This window comes from Streptomyces sp. NPDC045846 (assembly GCF_056431605.1).
The window spans coordinates 97081-112298 of record NZ_JBWKKJ010000010.1; the positions used below are offsets into that span (position 1 = coordinate 97081).

A 15218-nucleotide genomic window follows, 5' to 3' on the forward strand; every position below is an offset into this window, starting at 1 on the left:
TGGGGCTCGCCCAACCAACGCCCCGGACCCCGGGAGTTCGTCCGGGGGTCCGGGAGCCCGCCCCGCCCTTCCCGCAACCCTGCCGGGGCTGAGGGGACATCAGGCGTGATCCCGGCTGCGGGCCGTGCGCCGATCGCCCCGTTCCCCGCGCCCCTGGATGCTCGGTGCGGGCCCGCCCACGAGGAGCGAACGGGGCCCGGGGCGGACCCCACGGGGTCACGCACCCGGCGCGGATTCCGGCGGAGCCACCTTGCGGCCGCGGGGACGCAGACGCTCGGTCAGGGATCGCGTGCGCGTCGAAACCTCCGCCGTCGCCCGCTCCCAGCGGAGCGACACCGCCCAGATCACCCTGACGGCTGAGCGGGGGGCGAGAATCGCGCGCAGGGCCGACCAGCGGCCCGCCTCGGCCCGCAGACCCGCCGTCACGCGGGCCACGTCGTCCGTGAGACCCGGGGTCGGGCGAGGCTCGGGGGCGTAGAGGACCTGTTCCACAGCGCCCGCCGCGCGATGGACGGAGTCGGCCGCGGCGCCGTCGAGACGGCCGAGCCGAACGACCCGCGCCGCCGCCTTGCGGGGCGTCTGCGACTCGTCCGGCGCGATGCCGTAGTCCCAGGCCGTGTCGGTGATCTCCTGCCAGGCGGCGAGGGTACGGGCCACCGCGTCGGCCGGGGTGCGGCCGCCGGAGCCGAGCCGCCGCGACCGTACCCGCCTGCGCCACACGAAGGGCAGCAGCGGAAGGGCCAGCAGGACGGCCACCCCCAGGGCCGAGCCGATCAGGGTCGGGGCCGAGGGGCCGCTGTCCGTCGGCCCGGCGACGCCCGCCGCGGCCGAGGGGCCGCAGTCGCCGAGGCGCCGTGCGGTGGGCGGGCAGGAGTCGCTCGCGGACGGCGCCGCCGAGGGCTGCGCCGAGGCGGCCCTGGACGGCTCGGACGGGCGGCTCGGGCTGCCCACGGGGGCCTGCTGACGGGTGTAGTCGGGGGCGCTGCCCCGCGTCGGCGTCGGCTCGAAGCGGGTCCAGCCCACGCCCTCGAAGTACAGCTCGGGCCAGGCGTGCGCGTCGCGCAGCCCCACCGACATGGTGCCGTCCGGGCGCGTCACGCCCGGGGTGAAGCCCACCGCGACCCGGGCGGGGATGCCCAGGGTGCGGGCCATCGCGGCCATCGAGAAGGAGAAGTGGACGCAGAAGCCCTCCTTCTCCTTGAGGAAGTTGGCGATCGCCTCGGTGCCGGTGCCGGACTCGACACGGGTGTTGTAGGTGAAGCCGCCGCTGGTGGAGAACCAGTCCTGGAGCTTGACGGCCCTCTCGTAGTTGTTGGCGGCGCCGCCGGTGACCTGCCGTGCGGTGGCGGCGACCACGGAGGGCAGCGCGTCCGGCACCCGGGTGTACTCCTTCAGGAGCTCCGCGGGCGGGGCCGGGGCGTTCGCCAACTGGTCCGCCGTGGGGCGCACCAGAAGGCTGGAGACCGTGTACTGCGCGCCCCGCGTCGTCTGCTTGCGGTCGCCGACCAGGGTCCGCCCGACCGGCTCGAACCGCCAGTCGCCCTTGACCTTCACCTGGGTCGCGGGGAACGGCATCGGCAGCCAGCTCTGGGCGTACCAGCCGGCCGCCGAGATGCTGGTCTCGACCTCGGTGGTGCTGACGGCGGGGCTCAGCCCGTCCGGCCGGGGCAGCGGATCGGGCACGTCCTTGATGTGGCGCTCCGAGGACTTCCAGGTCGCCCCGTCGAACTCGTCGAGCGCGACGATCCGCAGGTACATCTCCTTGGTGTCCTGGGCGTTGGTGTTGTACCGCATCACCTCGCGGTCCTCGGGCTGGTTCAGGCTGTTCTGCAGCGAGACCAGCGGGTTGACCGCGGAGATGGTCCCTCCGCCTCCCTCCCCGGTCCCGCCGCTGCCCGCACCGCCGAGCAGCCCGCTGTCCAGCGCGGGCAGCATCGCCGGGATCACCAGCGCGATGCCGAGGGCGAGCGCGCCGATGCGCCGTCCGGTACGGACCGGGGCCAGCGGCGCCGCGTTCTCGAACACGCTCTGCTGGGCGCGGCCCGGCGCGCGCGCGGCGCCGCCGAAGACCCGCCCCCACTGCGAGAGCCGGTCGCGGCCCTCGGCGAGCAGGAGCAGCAGGTAACCGGCCGCAGCGAGCACGAACCAGAGCCAGCTCGCGCCGCCCGCGGAGAGCCCGGCGGCCACCGAGTACAGCGCGAGCAGCGGCAGGCCCGCCGGGGCCGCGCTGCGGAACGTCACCGCGAGCGCGTCCACCGCGAGGCCGATGATCAGCACCCCGCCGACCATCATCAGCCGGATGCCCGGGGTGGCGGGCGCCGGTATCGCGTACTGCCCGACGTCCGAAGCGCCTTGCTGGAGAAGGGAGCTGAGCTGCTCGAAGGCCTCGGGGCCGGGCAGCAGCCCGCCGATCGCCTGCTCGCGCGCGAACACCAGCGTCAGCGTCAAAAGCGCCACCACGGCCTGGGCGAGCACGGTCAGTGGCCGGGCCAGCGGCACCCGCCGGGCCAGCGCCCCCACCCCGCTCAGGATCGCGAGCAGGAAGGCCGCCTGGAGGATCCAGGAGGCCGGGGCGACCAGCGGCAGCATCGAGCACGCCGCAAGCACCGTGGCCGCGTAGGCGCACAGCGCCAACCGTCCGCGCCCGCTCATGACCATCCCCCTGCCGCGCCGCCGGGCGCCGCCTTCGCGTTCGTACGTTCCTGGCCCGCCAGGCGCCACAGCTCGGGCAGCGCCGCACCCGGGCGCACGGCGAGCGCCGTCCAGCCCGCCTCGCGCAGCAGCCGCATCCGGTCCTCGACCGGACCGCGCCCCTCGGAGCCGTGCGTCCACTGACCGCTGTCCAGCACGAAGGCGACCGCGGCACCGCTGCGCCGCCGCATCTTCGCCGCGACCGCGGCCTGTTCCTCGTCGAGATCGCCGAAGAAGCCGAGGAGCAGTCCCTCGTTGCCCCCGCGCAGCACGTCGTAGGCGCGCGAGAGGCCGCCGCCGTCGGAGTGGTCGACGACCGCGAGGGTGTCCATCATCAGCCCGGCCGAGTCCGAGGAGTCCTGGGTGGAGCCGGCGAAGCCGCCCGCGCCGTCGCCCGGAACCGAACTGCCCGTGTCGGTCAACAGCCGTACGGAGAAGCCCCGTTCCAGCATGTGCACCACGGCGGAGGCGGCGCCCGAGACCGCCCACTCGAAGGCCGAGTCGGGGCCCGCGCCCGCGTACGCGATGTCCCGGGTGTCGAGCAGCACCGTGCAGCGCGCCCGCTGCGGCTGCTCCTCGCGCCGCACCATCAGCTCGCCGTAGCGCGCGGTGGAGCGCCAGTGCACCCGGCGCAGGTCGTCGCCGTGCCGGTAGCCGCGCGGGATGACGTCGTCCTCACCGGCCAGGGCGAGCGAGCGGTGCCGTCCGTCGCCGTACCCGGCGGCCTCGCCGGACAGCCGCACCGGGGGCAGCGGTTCGGTCCTGGGTATGACGGTCAGCGTGTCGTGGGCGCTGAAGGCGCGGGTCAGCTCGCACATCCCGAACGGGTCGGTGAGCCGCAGCTGCAAGGGTCCCAGCGGATAGCGCCCGCGCAGGTCGGAGCGGACCCGGTAGGACACCTCGCGCTTGCCGCCCGCCTCGACCCGGTCGAGCACGAAGCGGGGGCGCGGGCCGAGCACGTACGGCACCCGGTCCTGGAGCATGAGCAGGCCGGTGGGCAGCCGCGAGACGTTGTCGATCCGCAGCTGGACCCGGGCCTCGGAGCCCGCCGGGACCCGGCCGGGGGCGAGGCGGCGGCTGCCCGCGACGCGGTAGCGCGTCCGGTAGAGGACCACCGTGCAGACCAGGGGGAGCACGGCGAGCAGCAGCCCGACCCGCAGCAGGTCCTCCTGGCCGAGGACGAAGGCGCAGGCGGCGGCGGCGACGCCGGCCGCGAGGAAGGAGCGGCCGCGGGTGGTCAGGCCGGACAGGGCCGCCCACAGCCCGCCCCGCGCCTGTTCCTCGGCGGGCTCGGCGGGGAGCCCCCCGGCCGCCATCACAGCCGCCGGGCGCCGGGCGGCTGCTGGCCGTACAGCGGATTCCCGGCCTGCGGAACGGGCGTGTGCTGGAGGATCTCCAGGACGACCTGCTCGGCGGTGCGCCGGTTGAGCTGGGCCTGCGCGGTGGGCAGCAGCCGGTGTGCGAGGACGGCGACGGCCAGTGCCTGGACGTCGTCGGGGAGCGCGTACTCCCGGCCGCTCAGGGCGGCGGACGCCTTCGCGGCGCGCAGCAGATGGAGCGTGGCGCGCGGCGAGGCGCCGAGTCTGAGATCCGGGTGGTTGCGGGTCGCGCCGACCAGCTGCACCGCGTACCGCCGGACCGCCTCGGCCACGTGCACGCCGCGGACCGCGTCGATCAGCTTCACCATGTCGTGGGCGTGGGCCACCGGCTGGAGGTCGTCGAGCGGGGAGACCGCGCCGTGCACGTCGAGCATCTGGAGCTCGGCCTCCGGCGTCGGGTAGCCCATCGAGACGCGGGCCATGAACCGGTCGCGCTGCGCCTCGGGCAGCGGGTAGGTGCCCTCCATCTCCACCGGGTTCTGGGTGGCCACGACCATGAAGGGGCTGGGCAGTTCGTAGGTCTGCCCGTCGATGGTGACCTGCCGCTCCTCCATGGACTCCAGGAGCGCGGACTGGGTCTTCGGCGAGGCGCGGTTGATCTCGTCGCCGATCACGATCTGCGCGAAGATCGCGCCGGGCTTGAACTCGAAGTCCCGGCGCTGCTGGTCGTAGATCGACACGCCGGTGATGTCCGAGGGCAGCAGGTCCGGGGTGAACTGGATGCGCCGGACCGAGCAGTCGATGGATTTGGCCAGCGCCTTGGCCAGCATGGTCTTCCCCACGCCGGGCACGTCCTCGATCAGGAGGTGCCCCTCCGCGAGCAGTACGGTCAGCGAAAGCCGCACGACCTCGGGCTTGCCCTCGATCACACTCTCCACCGACCTGCGGACTCGCTCCGCCGTGGCGGTCAGATCTTCCCCCACTCGCGCGTACGCCTGAGCGGGGGCACCCCCATGGCTCGCTCGATCGTCATAGGTCGTCACCCGGCCCTCCTCGGCCCTTTCATACGGGCCGACGCACCGCGAACGGCCCGGCCCACCTCGAAATACGGACAGCGCGCCCGAACGGTTCGGACCGGTGTCACATCCGCATTCTTGTTGCCGTTGCCGCGTCGTGTCACTCGCCTGTGGACAACTGAGGGGGATTCATTGGGAGTTGTCCCCCTATTTCCGTTCCTGCGTTCTCAGGCCGCCGGGTCGATCTCCCGCAGCAGCCCGGTCGTCACGTCGAAGACGAACCCGCGGACGTCCTCGGTGTGCAGCAGGAACGGCGAGGTCCGCACGCGCTGCATCGACTGGCGTACGTCCTGGTCGGCGTCGCGGAAGGCCTCCACGGCCCAGGCCGGACGCTGTCCCACCTCGTCCTCCAGCGTGTGCCGGAAGTCCTCGGTGAGCGTCTCCATGCCGCAGCCGGTGTGGTGCACCAGCATGACGCTGGTGGTGCCGAGCGCGCGCTGGCTGATGGTGAGGGAGCGGATCACGTCGTCGGTGACCACGCCGCCCGCGTTGCGGATGGTGTGGCAGTCGCCGAGCTCCAGACCGAGGGCCGCGTGCAGGTCGAGGCGGGCGTCCATGCAGGCCACGACGGCGACGCGCAGGACGGGACGGGCGTCCATGCCGGGGTCCTCGAAGGCCGACGCGTAGCGACGGTTCGCCTCGACCAGCCGGTCGGTCACCGTCCCGCCGGCCTGGACGGTCAGGTGCGGACGGGGGGCGGAAGGCTCTGCCGGTATGTGCGCAGGAGTCGACATGTATACGACGGTAGCCGCCGCTGATCGTCCAGTCTCCTCATGAGGCCGGAAAAAGACCGTCAACTCGGGCGCCTGTGAGGTAACCCACAGGCCTCACGGCTACTCACCCGAACGAGTGAAAAAAGTGCTCGGCGGCGCGCTGGAGGGTTGATTGACCCAAAGGACGAGTGGACTAAAGTGGCGCGAAGTGGGAGGCGTGACACCTGGTCTCCCCGCTTACGGAACCCCCAGCTTCCGGGAGATCGCAACCTCCCGGACCTACGTTCACCCGCGTGCGCGGCGCACGTACGGCTCGGCCCCCTCCCGCCCACCGGTCGGCTGACGCCCCTTCCCCGGCGCCAGCCGTTCGTCCCCCTCCACCGGGGGGAGCGGGGACCCGGCACGTACGCGCGACGCCGCACCGGATCCTTTGAGAGGGCGGCTTTGAGCCAGCGACACGTCCCGGTGATGCTCCAGCGATGCTTGGACATGTTGGCCCCGGCCCTGACCCAGCCGGGTGCGGTCGTCGTCGACTGCACCCTCGGCCTCGGCGGCCACAGCGAGGCACTTCTGACCCGGTTCCCCGAGGCGCGCCTGATCGGCCTCGACCGCGACAAGGAGGCGCTGCGCCTGTCCGGCGAGCGCCTCGCCCCCTTCGGGGAGCGCGCCACCCTGGTGCACGCCGTCTACGACGAGCTGCCCGAGGTGCTGGAACGTCTCGGCACGCCCCGCGTCCAGGGCGTCCTGTTCGACCTCGGCGTCTCCTCCATGCAACTCGACGAGGCCGACCGCGGCTTCGCCTACGCCCAGGACGCGCCCCTGGACATGCGCATGGACCAGTCGACCGGCATGAGCGCCGCCGAGGTCCTCAACACCTACCCGGCCGGTGAACTCGTGCGGATCCTGCGGGCGTACGGCGAGGAGAAGCAGGCCAAGCGGATCGTCTCGGCGATCGTGCGCGAGCGCGAGAAGGAGCCGTTCAGCAACAGCGCCCGCCTCGTCGAGCTGATCCGCGACGCGCTGCCGCAGGCCGCCAAGCGCACCGGCGGCAACCCCTCCAAGCGCACCTTCCAGGCCCTGCGCATCGAGGTCAACGGCGAACTCGCCAGCGTGGAGCGGGCGATCCCCGCCGCCGTCGAGGCCATCGCGGTGGGCGGCCGGGTCGCGGTGCTCTCCTACCAGTCCCTGGAGGACCGCATCGTCAAGCAGGTGTTCGCGGCAGGCGCCGCCAACACCGCCCCGCCCGGGCTTCCGGTGGTGCCCGAGCGCTACCAGCCGCGGCTCAAGCTCCTGACCCGCGGTGCCGAACTCCCCACGGAGGAGGAGGTCGCCGAGAACCGGCGCGCGGCCCCCGCCCGGCTCCGGGGGGTCCAGCGGATCAGGGAGGACGTGTGAGCAAACCGGCCAGGCAGCTGCGCGGCACGGCCGCGCGGCTCGGCAGGCTGATGCCCTCGCAGGGACCGAACAGCGCCGCCCGCACGCCGTTCGTGCTCCTTGTCGTCACCCTCCTCGGGGGCGGTCTCATCGCCCTCCTGGTGCTGAACTCGGCGCTGAACGCGGGCTCGTTCAAGCTCAGCGAGTACCGCAAACAGACCACCGAACGCACCGACGAACAGCAGGCGCTGCAACGGGACGTCGACGACCTGTCCGCCCCCGACGCGCTGTCCCGCCGGGCCGGCGACCTCGGTATGGTCCCGGGCGGCAACCCCGTCTTCCTCAACCTCGACGGCACCGTCAAGGGCGTCCCCGCGACCGCGGGCGACCCCTCCCCGGCCGAGGCCGCCGAGCCCGCGCCGCTGCCCGCGGCCCAGGGCCAGGCCGCCCAGCGCCCCAAGCACCGCACCCCGGCCGCCAGGCCCCGGCAGCCCGCGAAGACCTCCCCGACCCCCGGCAGGTGACGCAGTGAGCCCCAAGGAACCCCCGCGCCGCCGGGTGCCCCCGCCCGCGCGCTCCCGGCCGCCGGCCCGCCGCCCCGCGGCCGCCAAGAAGCTCAGGCTCGGCAGCCACCGGCCCCGGCTGCGCCTGGTCAGCCTCGGGCTCACCCTGGTCATGCTGGCCTTCGTCGTACGGCTGCTCCAGGTGCAGGCCGTCGACGCCAGCGCGTACGCCGCCAAGGCCGACAAGAACCGGTACGCCAGCTACGCGCTGCCCGCCGAGCGCGGCCGGATCACCGACCGGGCCGGCGTCGCGCTCGCCACCAGCGTCGACGCGTACGACATCACCGCCGACCCCACGCTGTTCACGCCCGAGGCCACGAAGATCCCGGACGCCGCCGAGCAGGCGGCCGCGCTGCTCGCGCCGCTGATGGGCAAGGACCAGGCGGAGCTCACCAAGAAGCTCAAGACCCCCAAGACCCGCTATGTGGTGCTCGCCCGCCGGCAGACCCCGCAGGTCTGGAACCAGATCAAGGACCTCAAGAAGGTCCTGGGCGAGAAGGCCGCCGCCGACCGGGCCAAGGGCGGGCCCGGAGCCAACGTGCTGGCCGGCGTCCTCAACGAGTCCAGCACCAAGCGCGTGTACCCGAACGGCGACCTGGCCGCCGGGATACTGGGATACGTCAACGCCGAGGGCAAGGGCGGCGGCGGCCTGGAGTCGTCCCTGAACAAGGAGCTGGCCGGCACCGACGGCAAGATCACCTATGCCCAGTCCGGGGGCCGCCGGGTGCCCACCGCCGGCACCCACGAGACCCCGGCCGTGCCCGGCTCCGACGTCGAGCTGACCATCGACCGGGACATCCAGTGGATGGCGCAGAAGGCGATCTCCGACCAGGTCGCCGAGTCCCACGCCGACCGGGGCTACGTCATAGTGCAGCGGTCCGACACCGGCGAGGTCCTGGCCATGGCGAACGCGCCCGGCTTCGACCCCAACAACATCGCCCAGGCCAACTCGGCCGCCATGGGCAACGCCGCGCTCCAGGACGCCTTCGAGCCGGGATCCACCGCCAAGGTCATGTCCATGGCCGCGGTCCTGGAGCAGGGCGTCGCCACGCCCGACACCCATGTGGTGGTCCCCAACCGCCTCCAGCGCGGCGACCGGCTCTTCAAGGACGACATCGACCACCCCACCTGGAACCTGACGCTCAACGGCGTGCTCGCCAAGTCCAGCAACATCGGCACCATCCTCGCCGTGGAGCAGCTGGGCAAGACCGACGCCCAGGCCGACAACGTCCTGTACTCCTACCTGCGCAAGTTCGGCATCGGCTCGCCCAGCGGCCTCGGCTTCCCCGGTGAGACGCCGGGCATCCTGGCCCCGGCGGGCAAGTGGTCCACCTCGCAGCAGTACACGGTCCGTTTCGGCCAGGGCTTCTCGCTCAACGCCATGCAGGCCGCCTCGGTCTACTCGACGATCGCCAACGGCGGTGTACGCGTCGAGCCGACCCTGGTGCGCGGCACCAAGGGCCCGGACGGGCGTTTCACACCGGCGCCCGCGCCCCAGCAGACCCGCGTGGTCAGCGAGAAGACCGCCAGGACGCTGGCCCAGATGCTCGAATCCGTCGTCGGCGACGCCGAGGGCACCGGAACCAAGGCCGCGATCCCCGGCTACCGCGTCGCGGGCAAGACCGGCACCGCCAACCGCATCGACCCCAAGACCGGCACCTACCGCGGCTACACCGCGTCCTTCGCGGGCTTCGCCCCCGCCGACAACCCCAGGATCACCGTCTACTGCGCCATCCAGAACCCCACCAAGGGCAGCTATTTCGGCGGACAGATCTGCGGTCCCATCTACAAGCAGGTCATGGAGTTCGCCCTCAAGACCCTGCAGATCCCGCCCACCGGAGCCCAGCCCCCCAACCTGCCCGTCACCTTCGGCGGCAACGACTGAATCCGGAAGCCTCAGTGACAACCATCACCCAGGGCCCTGGGAACCAGGACGGGAACCAGCACGCCGTGCCCCCCTCTTTTGGCGACCCGGCGGGTGCGCCCGGTACGCTCACCGCCGTGCCACACGCTGATCAGTACCGAACCGCCCAGCAGGACGCCCCCGCGAAACAGCCGGGAGCGCCCCGACCGGAACAGGCCCGTCCGACCTCGCTCGGCGAGCTGGCCGAGCGACTGGGGACGAACAGCCCCGGATCGGGAGAGGTCACCGGCATCACGCACGACTCCCGGGCGGTACGCCCCGGAGACCTGTACGCCGCGCTGCCGGGCGCCAACACGCACGGCGCCGACTTCGCCGCCCAGGCAGCGAGTCTGGGAGCCGTCGCGATCCTCACCGACCCGGGGGGCCGCGACCGCGCCGCCGCGACCGGCCTTCCGGTCCTGGTCGCGGGCGACCCGCGCGGCCGGATGGGCGAGCTCGCCGCCGAGATCTACGGACACCCCGGGCGCGATCTCCTCCAGCTCGGCATCACCGGAACCTCCGGCAAGACCACCACCGCCTACCTCGTCGAGGGCGGTCTGCGCGGCGCCGGACACGCGACCGGCCTGATCGGCACGGTCGAGATGCGGATCGGCGACGAGCGCATCAAGTCGGAGCGCACCACCCCCGAAGCCACCGACCTCCAGGCCCTGTTCGCGGTCATGCGCGAACGCGGCGTCGACTCGGTCGCCATGGAGGTCTCCAGCCACGCCCTCGTGCTCGGCCGGGTCGACGGATGCGTCTTCGACGTCGCCGTCTTCAACAACCTCAGCCCGGAACACATGGAGTTCCACTCCGACATGGAGGACTACTTCCGGGCCAAGGCGCAGCTGTTCACCCCCCAGCGGGCCAAGCGGGGCGTCGTCAACTTCGACGACGAGTACGGCCGCAGGCTCGTGAAGGAGGCGGGGATCGACATCACCACGTTCTCCGCCGAGGGCCACCCCGACGCCGACTGGCGGGCCGAGGACGTACGGGTGCGCCAGGACAGCAGCACCTTCACCGTCGTGGGACCCGGCGGCGAGCGCGTCTCGGCCACCGCCCCGCTGCCGGGCCCGTTCAACGTGGCGAACACCCTCGCCGCCATCGTCGCGCTGGCCGTCGCCGGCCTCGACCCGCAGACCGCCGCCGACGGAGTGGCCGCCGTACCCGGCGTGCCCGGCCGCCTGGAGCGCGTGGACGCGGGCCAGCCCTACCTCGCCGTCGTCGACTACGCCCACAAGACGGACGCCGTCGAGTCGGTGCTGCGCTCGCTGCGCAAGGTCACCGAGGGCAAGCTGCACATCGTGCTCGGCTGCGGCGGCGACCGCGACCGGACCAAGCGGGGCCCGATGGGCGCCGCCGCGGCCCGGCTCGCCGACACCGCCGTGCTGACCTCCGACAACCCCCGCTCCGAGGACCCCCTCGCGATCCTCGCCGCGATGCTGGCGGGCGCCGCCGAGGTGCCCGCGCACGAGCGGGGCGAGGTCCAGGTCTTCGAGGACCGGGCCGCCGCCATCGCGTCGGCCGTCGCCCGCGCCGAACCCGGCGACACCGTGCTCGTCGCGGGCAAGGGCCATGAACAGGGCCAGGACATCCACGGAGTGGTCCGCCCCTTCGACGACCGTCTGGTGCTCCTCGCCGCCATCCAGAAAAGTCAGGGATGAAGTAGTGATCGCCCTCTCCCTAGCCGAGATCGCCGAAATCGTCGGCGGGCAGCCGCACGACATACCGGATCCGTCCGTCACGGTCACCGGCCCCGTCGTCATCGACTCCCGCCAGGTGGCGCCCGGTTCGCTGTTCGTGGCCTTCGCAGGCGAACGCGTCGACGGCCACGACTACGCGCGACGCGCCTTCGAGGCGGGCGCCGCGGCCGTTCTGGCGGCCCGCCCGGTCGGCGTGCCCGCGATTGTCGTCGACGACGTGCAGGCCGCCCTCGGCGCCCTCGCGCGCGACGTCGTGCGCCGTCTGGGCACCGAAGTCGTCGCGCTCACCGGCTCGTCGGGCAAGACGTCCACCAAGGACCTGATCGCGCAGGTGCTCCAGCGCCACGCGCCGACGGTGTTCACGCCGGGCTCGCTCAACAACGAGATCGGCCTGCCCCTGACCGCGCTCACCGCCACCGCGGACACCAGGCACCTGGTCCTGGAGATGGGCGCGCGCGGCATCGGCCACATCCGCTACCTCACGGGGCTGACCCCGCCGAGGATCGGTCTCGTCCTCAACGTCGGGTCCGCCCACATCGGCGAGTTCGGCGGCCGCGACCAGATCGCCCTGGCCAAGGGCGAGTTGGTGGAGGGCCTGCCCGACAACGGCTGCGCCGTCCTGAACGCGGACGACCCGCTGGTGCGGGCCATGGCGTCCCGCACCAAGGCGCGCGTGCTGCTCTTCGGAGAAGCCGCGGACGCGGACGTACGGGCCGAGAACGTCCGGCTCACAGCCGCCGGACAGCCCTCCTTCAGCCTTCACACACCCTCCGGGTGCGGTGACGTGACGTTGCGCCTGTACGGTGAGCACCACGTGTCGAACGCGCTCGCCGCGGCCGCCGTCGCCCATGAGCTGGGCATGTCCGCAGACGAGATCGCCCGCGCGCTCTCCGAGGCGGGCTCCCTCTCCCGCTGGCGTATGGAGGTCACCGAGCGTCCGGACGGTGTGACGGTCGTCAACGACGCCTACAACGCGAACCCCGAATCCATGCGAGCCGCTCTCCGCGCGCTCGTGGCCATGGGCAAGGCCTCACGGGCACAAGGGGGACGTACGTGGGCGGTGCTCGGTCCGATGGCCGAGCTCGGCGACGAGTCGCTCGCCGAGCACGACGCGGTCGGACGGCTCGCCGTCCGACTCAACGTCAGCAAGCTCGTGGCAGTCGGGGGCCGGGAAGCGTCCTGGCTGCAACTGGGCGCATATAACGAGGGTTCGTGGGGTGAGGAGTCGGTGCACGTGTCCGACGCACAGGCGGCCGTCGACCTGCTGCGCAGTGAACTGCGGCCGGGAGACGTCGTGCTGGTGAAGGCGTCCAGGTCGATCGGCCTGGAGCGGGTGGCACTGGCGCTGCTCGATGGCGCTGCCGAGGGTGAGGTCGCCGCCCGATGAGGCAGATCCTCTTCGCGGGAGCCATCGGTCTGTTCCTGACCCTGGTCGGCACCCCGCTGCTCATCAAGCTGCTCGCCCGCAAGGGCTACGGCCAGTTCATCCGGGACGACGGCCCGCGCGGCCACGCCGGGAAGAAGGGCACGCCCACCATGGGTGGCATCGCCTTCATCCTGGCCACGCTGATCGCGTACGCGCTGACCAAGGTGATCACGAGTGAGGACCCGACGTTCTCGGGCCTGCTCGTGCTCTTCCTGACCGCCGGCATGGGCATGGTCGGCTTCCTCGACGACTACATCAAGATCGTCAAGCAGCGTTCGCTGGGCCTGCGGGCCAAGGCGAAGATGGCCGGACAGCTGATCGTCGGCATCGCCTTCGCGGTGCTCGCGCTCCAGTTCGCGGATGCCCGGGGCAACACCCCGGCCTCCACCAAGCTGTCCTTCATCAACGACTTCGGCTGGTCGATCGGGCCCGTCATCTTCGTGGTGTGGGCGCTGTTCATGATCCTGGCGATGTCGAACGGCGTGAACCTGACGGACGGTCTGGACGGCCTGGCCACCGGTGCGTCCGTGATGGTCTTCGGCGCGTACACCTTCATCGGGCTCTGGCAGTTCCAGGAGTCCTGCGCCAACGCGCAGACCCTGACCAACCCCAACGCCTGCTTCGAGGTGCGCGATCCGCTCGACCTCGCGGTCGTCGCCTCCGCCCTGATGGGCTCCTGCTTCGGCTTCCTGTGGTGGAACACCTCGCCCGCCAAGATCTTCATGGGCGACACCGGATCGCTCGCCCTCGGCGGCGCGCTCGCGGGCCTGGCGATCTGCTCCCGCACGGAGTTCCTGATCGCCCTGCTCGGCGGCCTCTTCGTGCTGATCACGATGTCCGTGGTCATCCAGGTCGGCTCGTTCAAGATGACCGGCAAGCGGGTCTTCCGGATGGCGCCGCTCCAGCACCACTTCGAACTCAAGGGGTGGTCCGAAGTCCTTGTCGTGGTCCGGTTCTGGATCATCCAGGGCATGTGCGTGATCGTGGGTCTCGGACTCTTCTACGCGGGATGGGCAGCCGACAAGTGAGCACCACCTGGCAGGGCAAGCGCGTGACGGTGGCCGGTCTCGGCGTCTCCGGGATGCCGGCGGCCCGGGTCCTGAACGGGCTCGGCGCCGCCGTCACGGTCGTCAACGAGGGCGCCGACGAGCGCTCCCGCACGCAGGCCGCGGAGTTGGAGGCGCAGGGCATCACCGTGCGCCTCGGTGACGGGGCCACCCTGCCGGAGGGCACCGAACTCATCGTCACGACGCCCGGCTGGCGGCCCGACAGGCCGCTGTTCGCGGCCGCCGCCGAGGCGGGCGTGCCGGTCTGGGGCGATGTGGAACTGGCCTGGCGGCTGCGGGACCTGGACGGCCGCGTGCCGGCCCCCTGGCTCGCGATCACCGGCACCAACGGCAAGACCACCACCACCCGGATGCTGGCCTCGATCCTGAGCGCGGCGGGCCTGCGTACCGCCGCCGTCGGCAACATCGGCGTCTCGCTGCTCGACGTCGTCCTCGGTGAGGAGCAGTACGACGTCCTCGCCGTGGAGCTCTCCAGCTACCAGCTGCACTGGGCGCCCTCGCTGCGCGCCCACTCGGCGGCCGTGCTCAACCTGGCGCCGGACCACCTCGACTGGCACGGCTCCATGGAGGCGTACGCCGCCGACAAGGGCCGCGTCTACGAGGGCAACACCGTCGCCTGCGTCTACAACGCGCAGGACAAGGCGACCGAGGACCTGGTGCGCGAGGCCGACGTGGAGGAGGGCTGCCGGGCGATCGGCTTCACCCTGGGCACCCCCGGCCCCTCCCAGCTCGGCGTGGTCGACGGCATCCTCGTCGACCGGGCCTTCGTGCAGAACCGGCAGAAGAACGCGCAGGAGCTCGCCGAGGTCTCCGACGTCGTCCCGCCGGCCCCGCACAACATCGCGAACGCGCTCGCGGCGGCCGCCCTGGCCCGCGCCTTCGGCGTCGAGCCCAAGGCCGTACGCGACGGGCTCAAGGCGTTCCGGCCCGACGCCCACCGCATCGAGCACATCGCGGACGTCGCCTCGGTCGCCTACGTGGACGATTCCAAGGCCACCAACACGCACGCCGCCGAGGCCTCCCTCGCGGCGTACGACCCGATCGTCTGGATCGCCGGCGGACTGGCCAAGGGTGCCTCCTTCGACGAGCTGGTGCAGCGCTCGGCGAAGCGGCTGCGCGGGGTCGTCCTGATCGGCGCCGAGCGGCACCTGATCGCCGAAGCCCTGGCGCGACACGCGCCCGAGGTCCCGGTGGTGGACCTCGACCGGACCGACACTGGGGCGATGTCGGCGGCGGTCCGCGAGGCGGCGGGGCTCGCCCGGCCGGGGGACACCGTCCTGTTGGCCCCGGCCTGCGCCTCGATGGACATGTTCGCGAACTACAACAAGCGCGGCGAGGCCTTCGCGGAAGCGGTCCGCGAGCTCGCCGCAGGGCGCGCCTAGC

The 15218-nt window shown here is 72.5% G+C and carries 11 protein-coding genes; 7 read left to right on the plus strand and 4 right to left on the minus strand.

The features are described from left to right. Positions 1–216 precede the first annotated feature (216 nt). From AC07F3_RS27505 to AC07F3_RS27520, 4 genes are all read right to left on the minus strand, one after another. On the minus strand, positions 217–2652 hold the full coding sequence (locus AC07F3_RS27505; protein ID WP_479117111.1) for a transglutaminase TgpA family protein: 2436 nt from the start codon (positions 2650–2652) through the stop codon (positions 217–219). Next, the gene (locus tag AC07F3_RS27510; protein WP_479117112.1) at positions 2649–4007 is read right to left on the minus strand and encodes a DUF58 domain-containing protein; all 1359 of its coding nucleotides are present in this window, start codon (positions 4005–4007) and stop codon (positions 2649–2651) included. The genes AC07F3_RS27505 and AC07F3_RS27510 overlap by 4 nt, the downstream gene beginning before the upstream one ends. Then, a complete protein-coding gene (locus AC07F3_RS27515; RefSeq protein WP_479117113.1) occupies positions 4007–5053 on the minus strand; it encodes an AAA family ATPase in 1047 nt (348 codons plus the stop codon). The genes AC07F3_RS27510 and AC07F3_RS27515 overlap by 1 nt, the downstream gene beginning before the upstream one ends. Before the next feature lie 200 nt (positions 5054–5253). After that, positions 5254–5820 (minus strand): beta-class carbonic anhydrase, encoded by a 567-nt coding sequence (locus AC07F3_RS27520; RefSeq protein ID WP_479117114.1) that lies wholly within the window; start codon positions 5818–5820, stop codon positions 5254–5256. Positions 5821–6243: 423 nt separating this feature from the next. On the opposite strand from AC07F3_RS27520, the gene rsmH reads away from it, so the two are divergent. The 7 genes from rsmH to murD are packed head-to-tail and all read left to right on the plus strand — an operon-like array spanning position 6244 to position 15217. After that, on the plus strand, positions 6244–7194 hold the full coding sequence (rsmH, locus tag AC07F3_RS27525; RefSeq protein WP_479117115.1) for a 16S rRNA (cytosine(1402)-N(4))-methyltransferase RsmH: 951 nt from the start codon (positions 6244–6246) through the stop codon (positions 7192–7194). After that, complete coding sequence (gene ftsL / locus AC07F3_RS27530; protein WP_479117116.1) at positions 7191–7697, plus strand: cell division protein FtsL; 507 nt, start codon at positions 7191–7193, stop codon at positions 7695–7697. The genes rsmH and ftsL overlap by 4 nt, the downstream gene beginning before the upstream one ends. A 4-nt stretch (positions 7698–7701) precedes the next feature. Then, the gene (locus tag AC07F3_RS27535) at positions 7702–9621 is read left to right on the plus strand and encodes a peptidoglycan D,D-transpeptidase FtsI family protein (protein ID WP_479117117.1); all 1920 of its coding nucleotides are present in this window, start codon (positions 7702–7704) and stop codon (positions 9619–9621) included. Between the two features lie 14 nt (positions 9622–9635). Next, the gene (locus tag AC07F3_RS27540; RefSeq protein ID WP_479117118.1) at positions 9636–11303 is read left to right on the plus strand and encodes a UDP-N-acetylmuramoyl-L-alanyl-D-glutamate--2,6-diaminopimelate ligase; all 1668 of its coding nucleotides are present in this window, start codon (positions 9636–9638) and stop codon (positions 11301–11303) included. 4 nt (positions 11304–11307) lie between these two features. Beyond that, positions 11308–12729, plus strand: coding sequence for a UDP-N-acetylmuramoyl-tripeptide--D-alanyl-D-alanine ligase (locus tag AC07F3_RS27545; protein WP_479117119.1), 1422 nt, complete (start codon positions 11308–11310; stop codon positions 12727–12729). Then, complete coding sequence (gene mraY, locus AC07F3_RS27550) at positions 12726–13796, plus strand: phospho-N-acetylmuramoyl-pentapeptide-transferase (RefSeq protein ID WP_114035719.1); 1071 nt, start codon at positions 12726–12728, stop codon at positions 13794–13796. The genes AC07F3_RS27545 and mraY overlap by 4 nt, the downstream gene beginning before the upstream one ends. Beyond that, positions 13778–15217: a UDP-N-acetylmuramoyl-L-alanine--D-glutamate ligase gene (gene murD / locus AC07F3_RS27555; protein ID WP_479117120.1), complete on the plus strand. Its 1440-nt coding sequence runs from the start codon at positions 13778–13780 to the stop codon at positions 15215–15217. The genes mraY and murD overlap by 19 nt, the downstream gene beginning before the upstream one ends. Position 15218 lies beyond the last annotated feature (1 nt).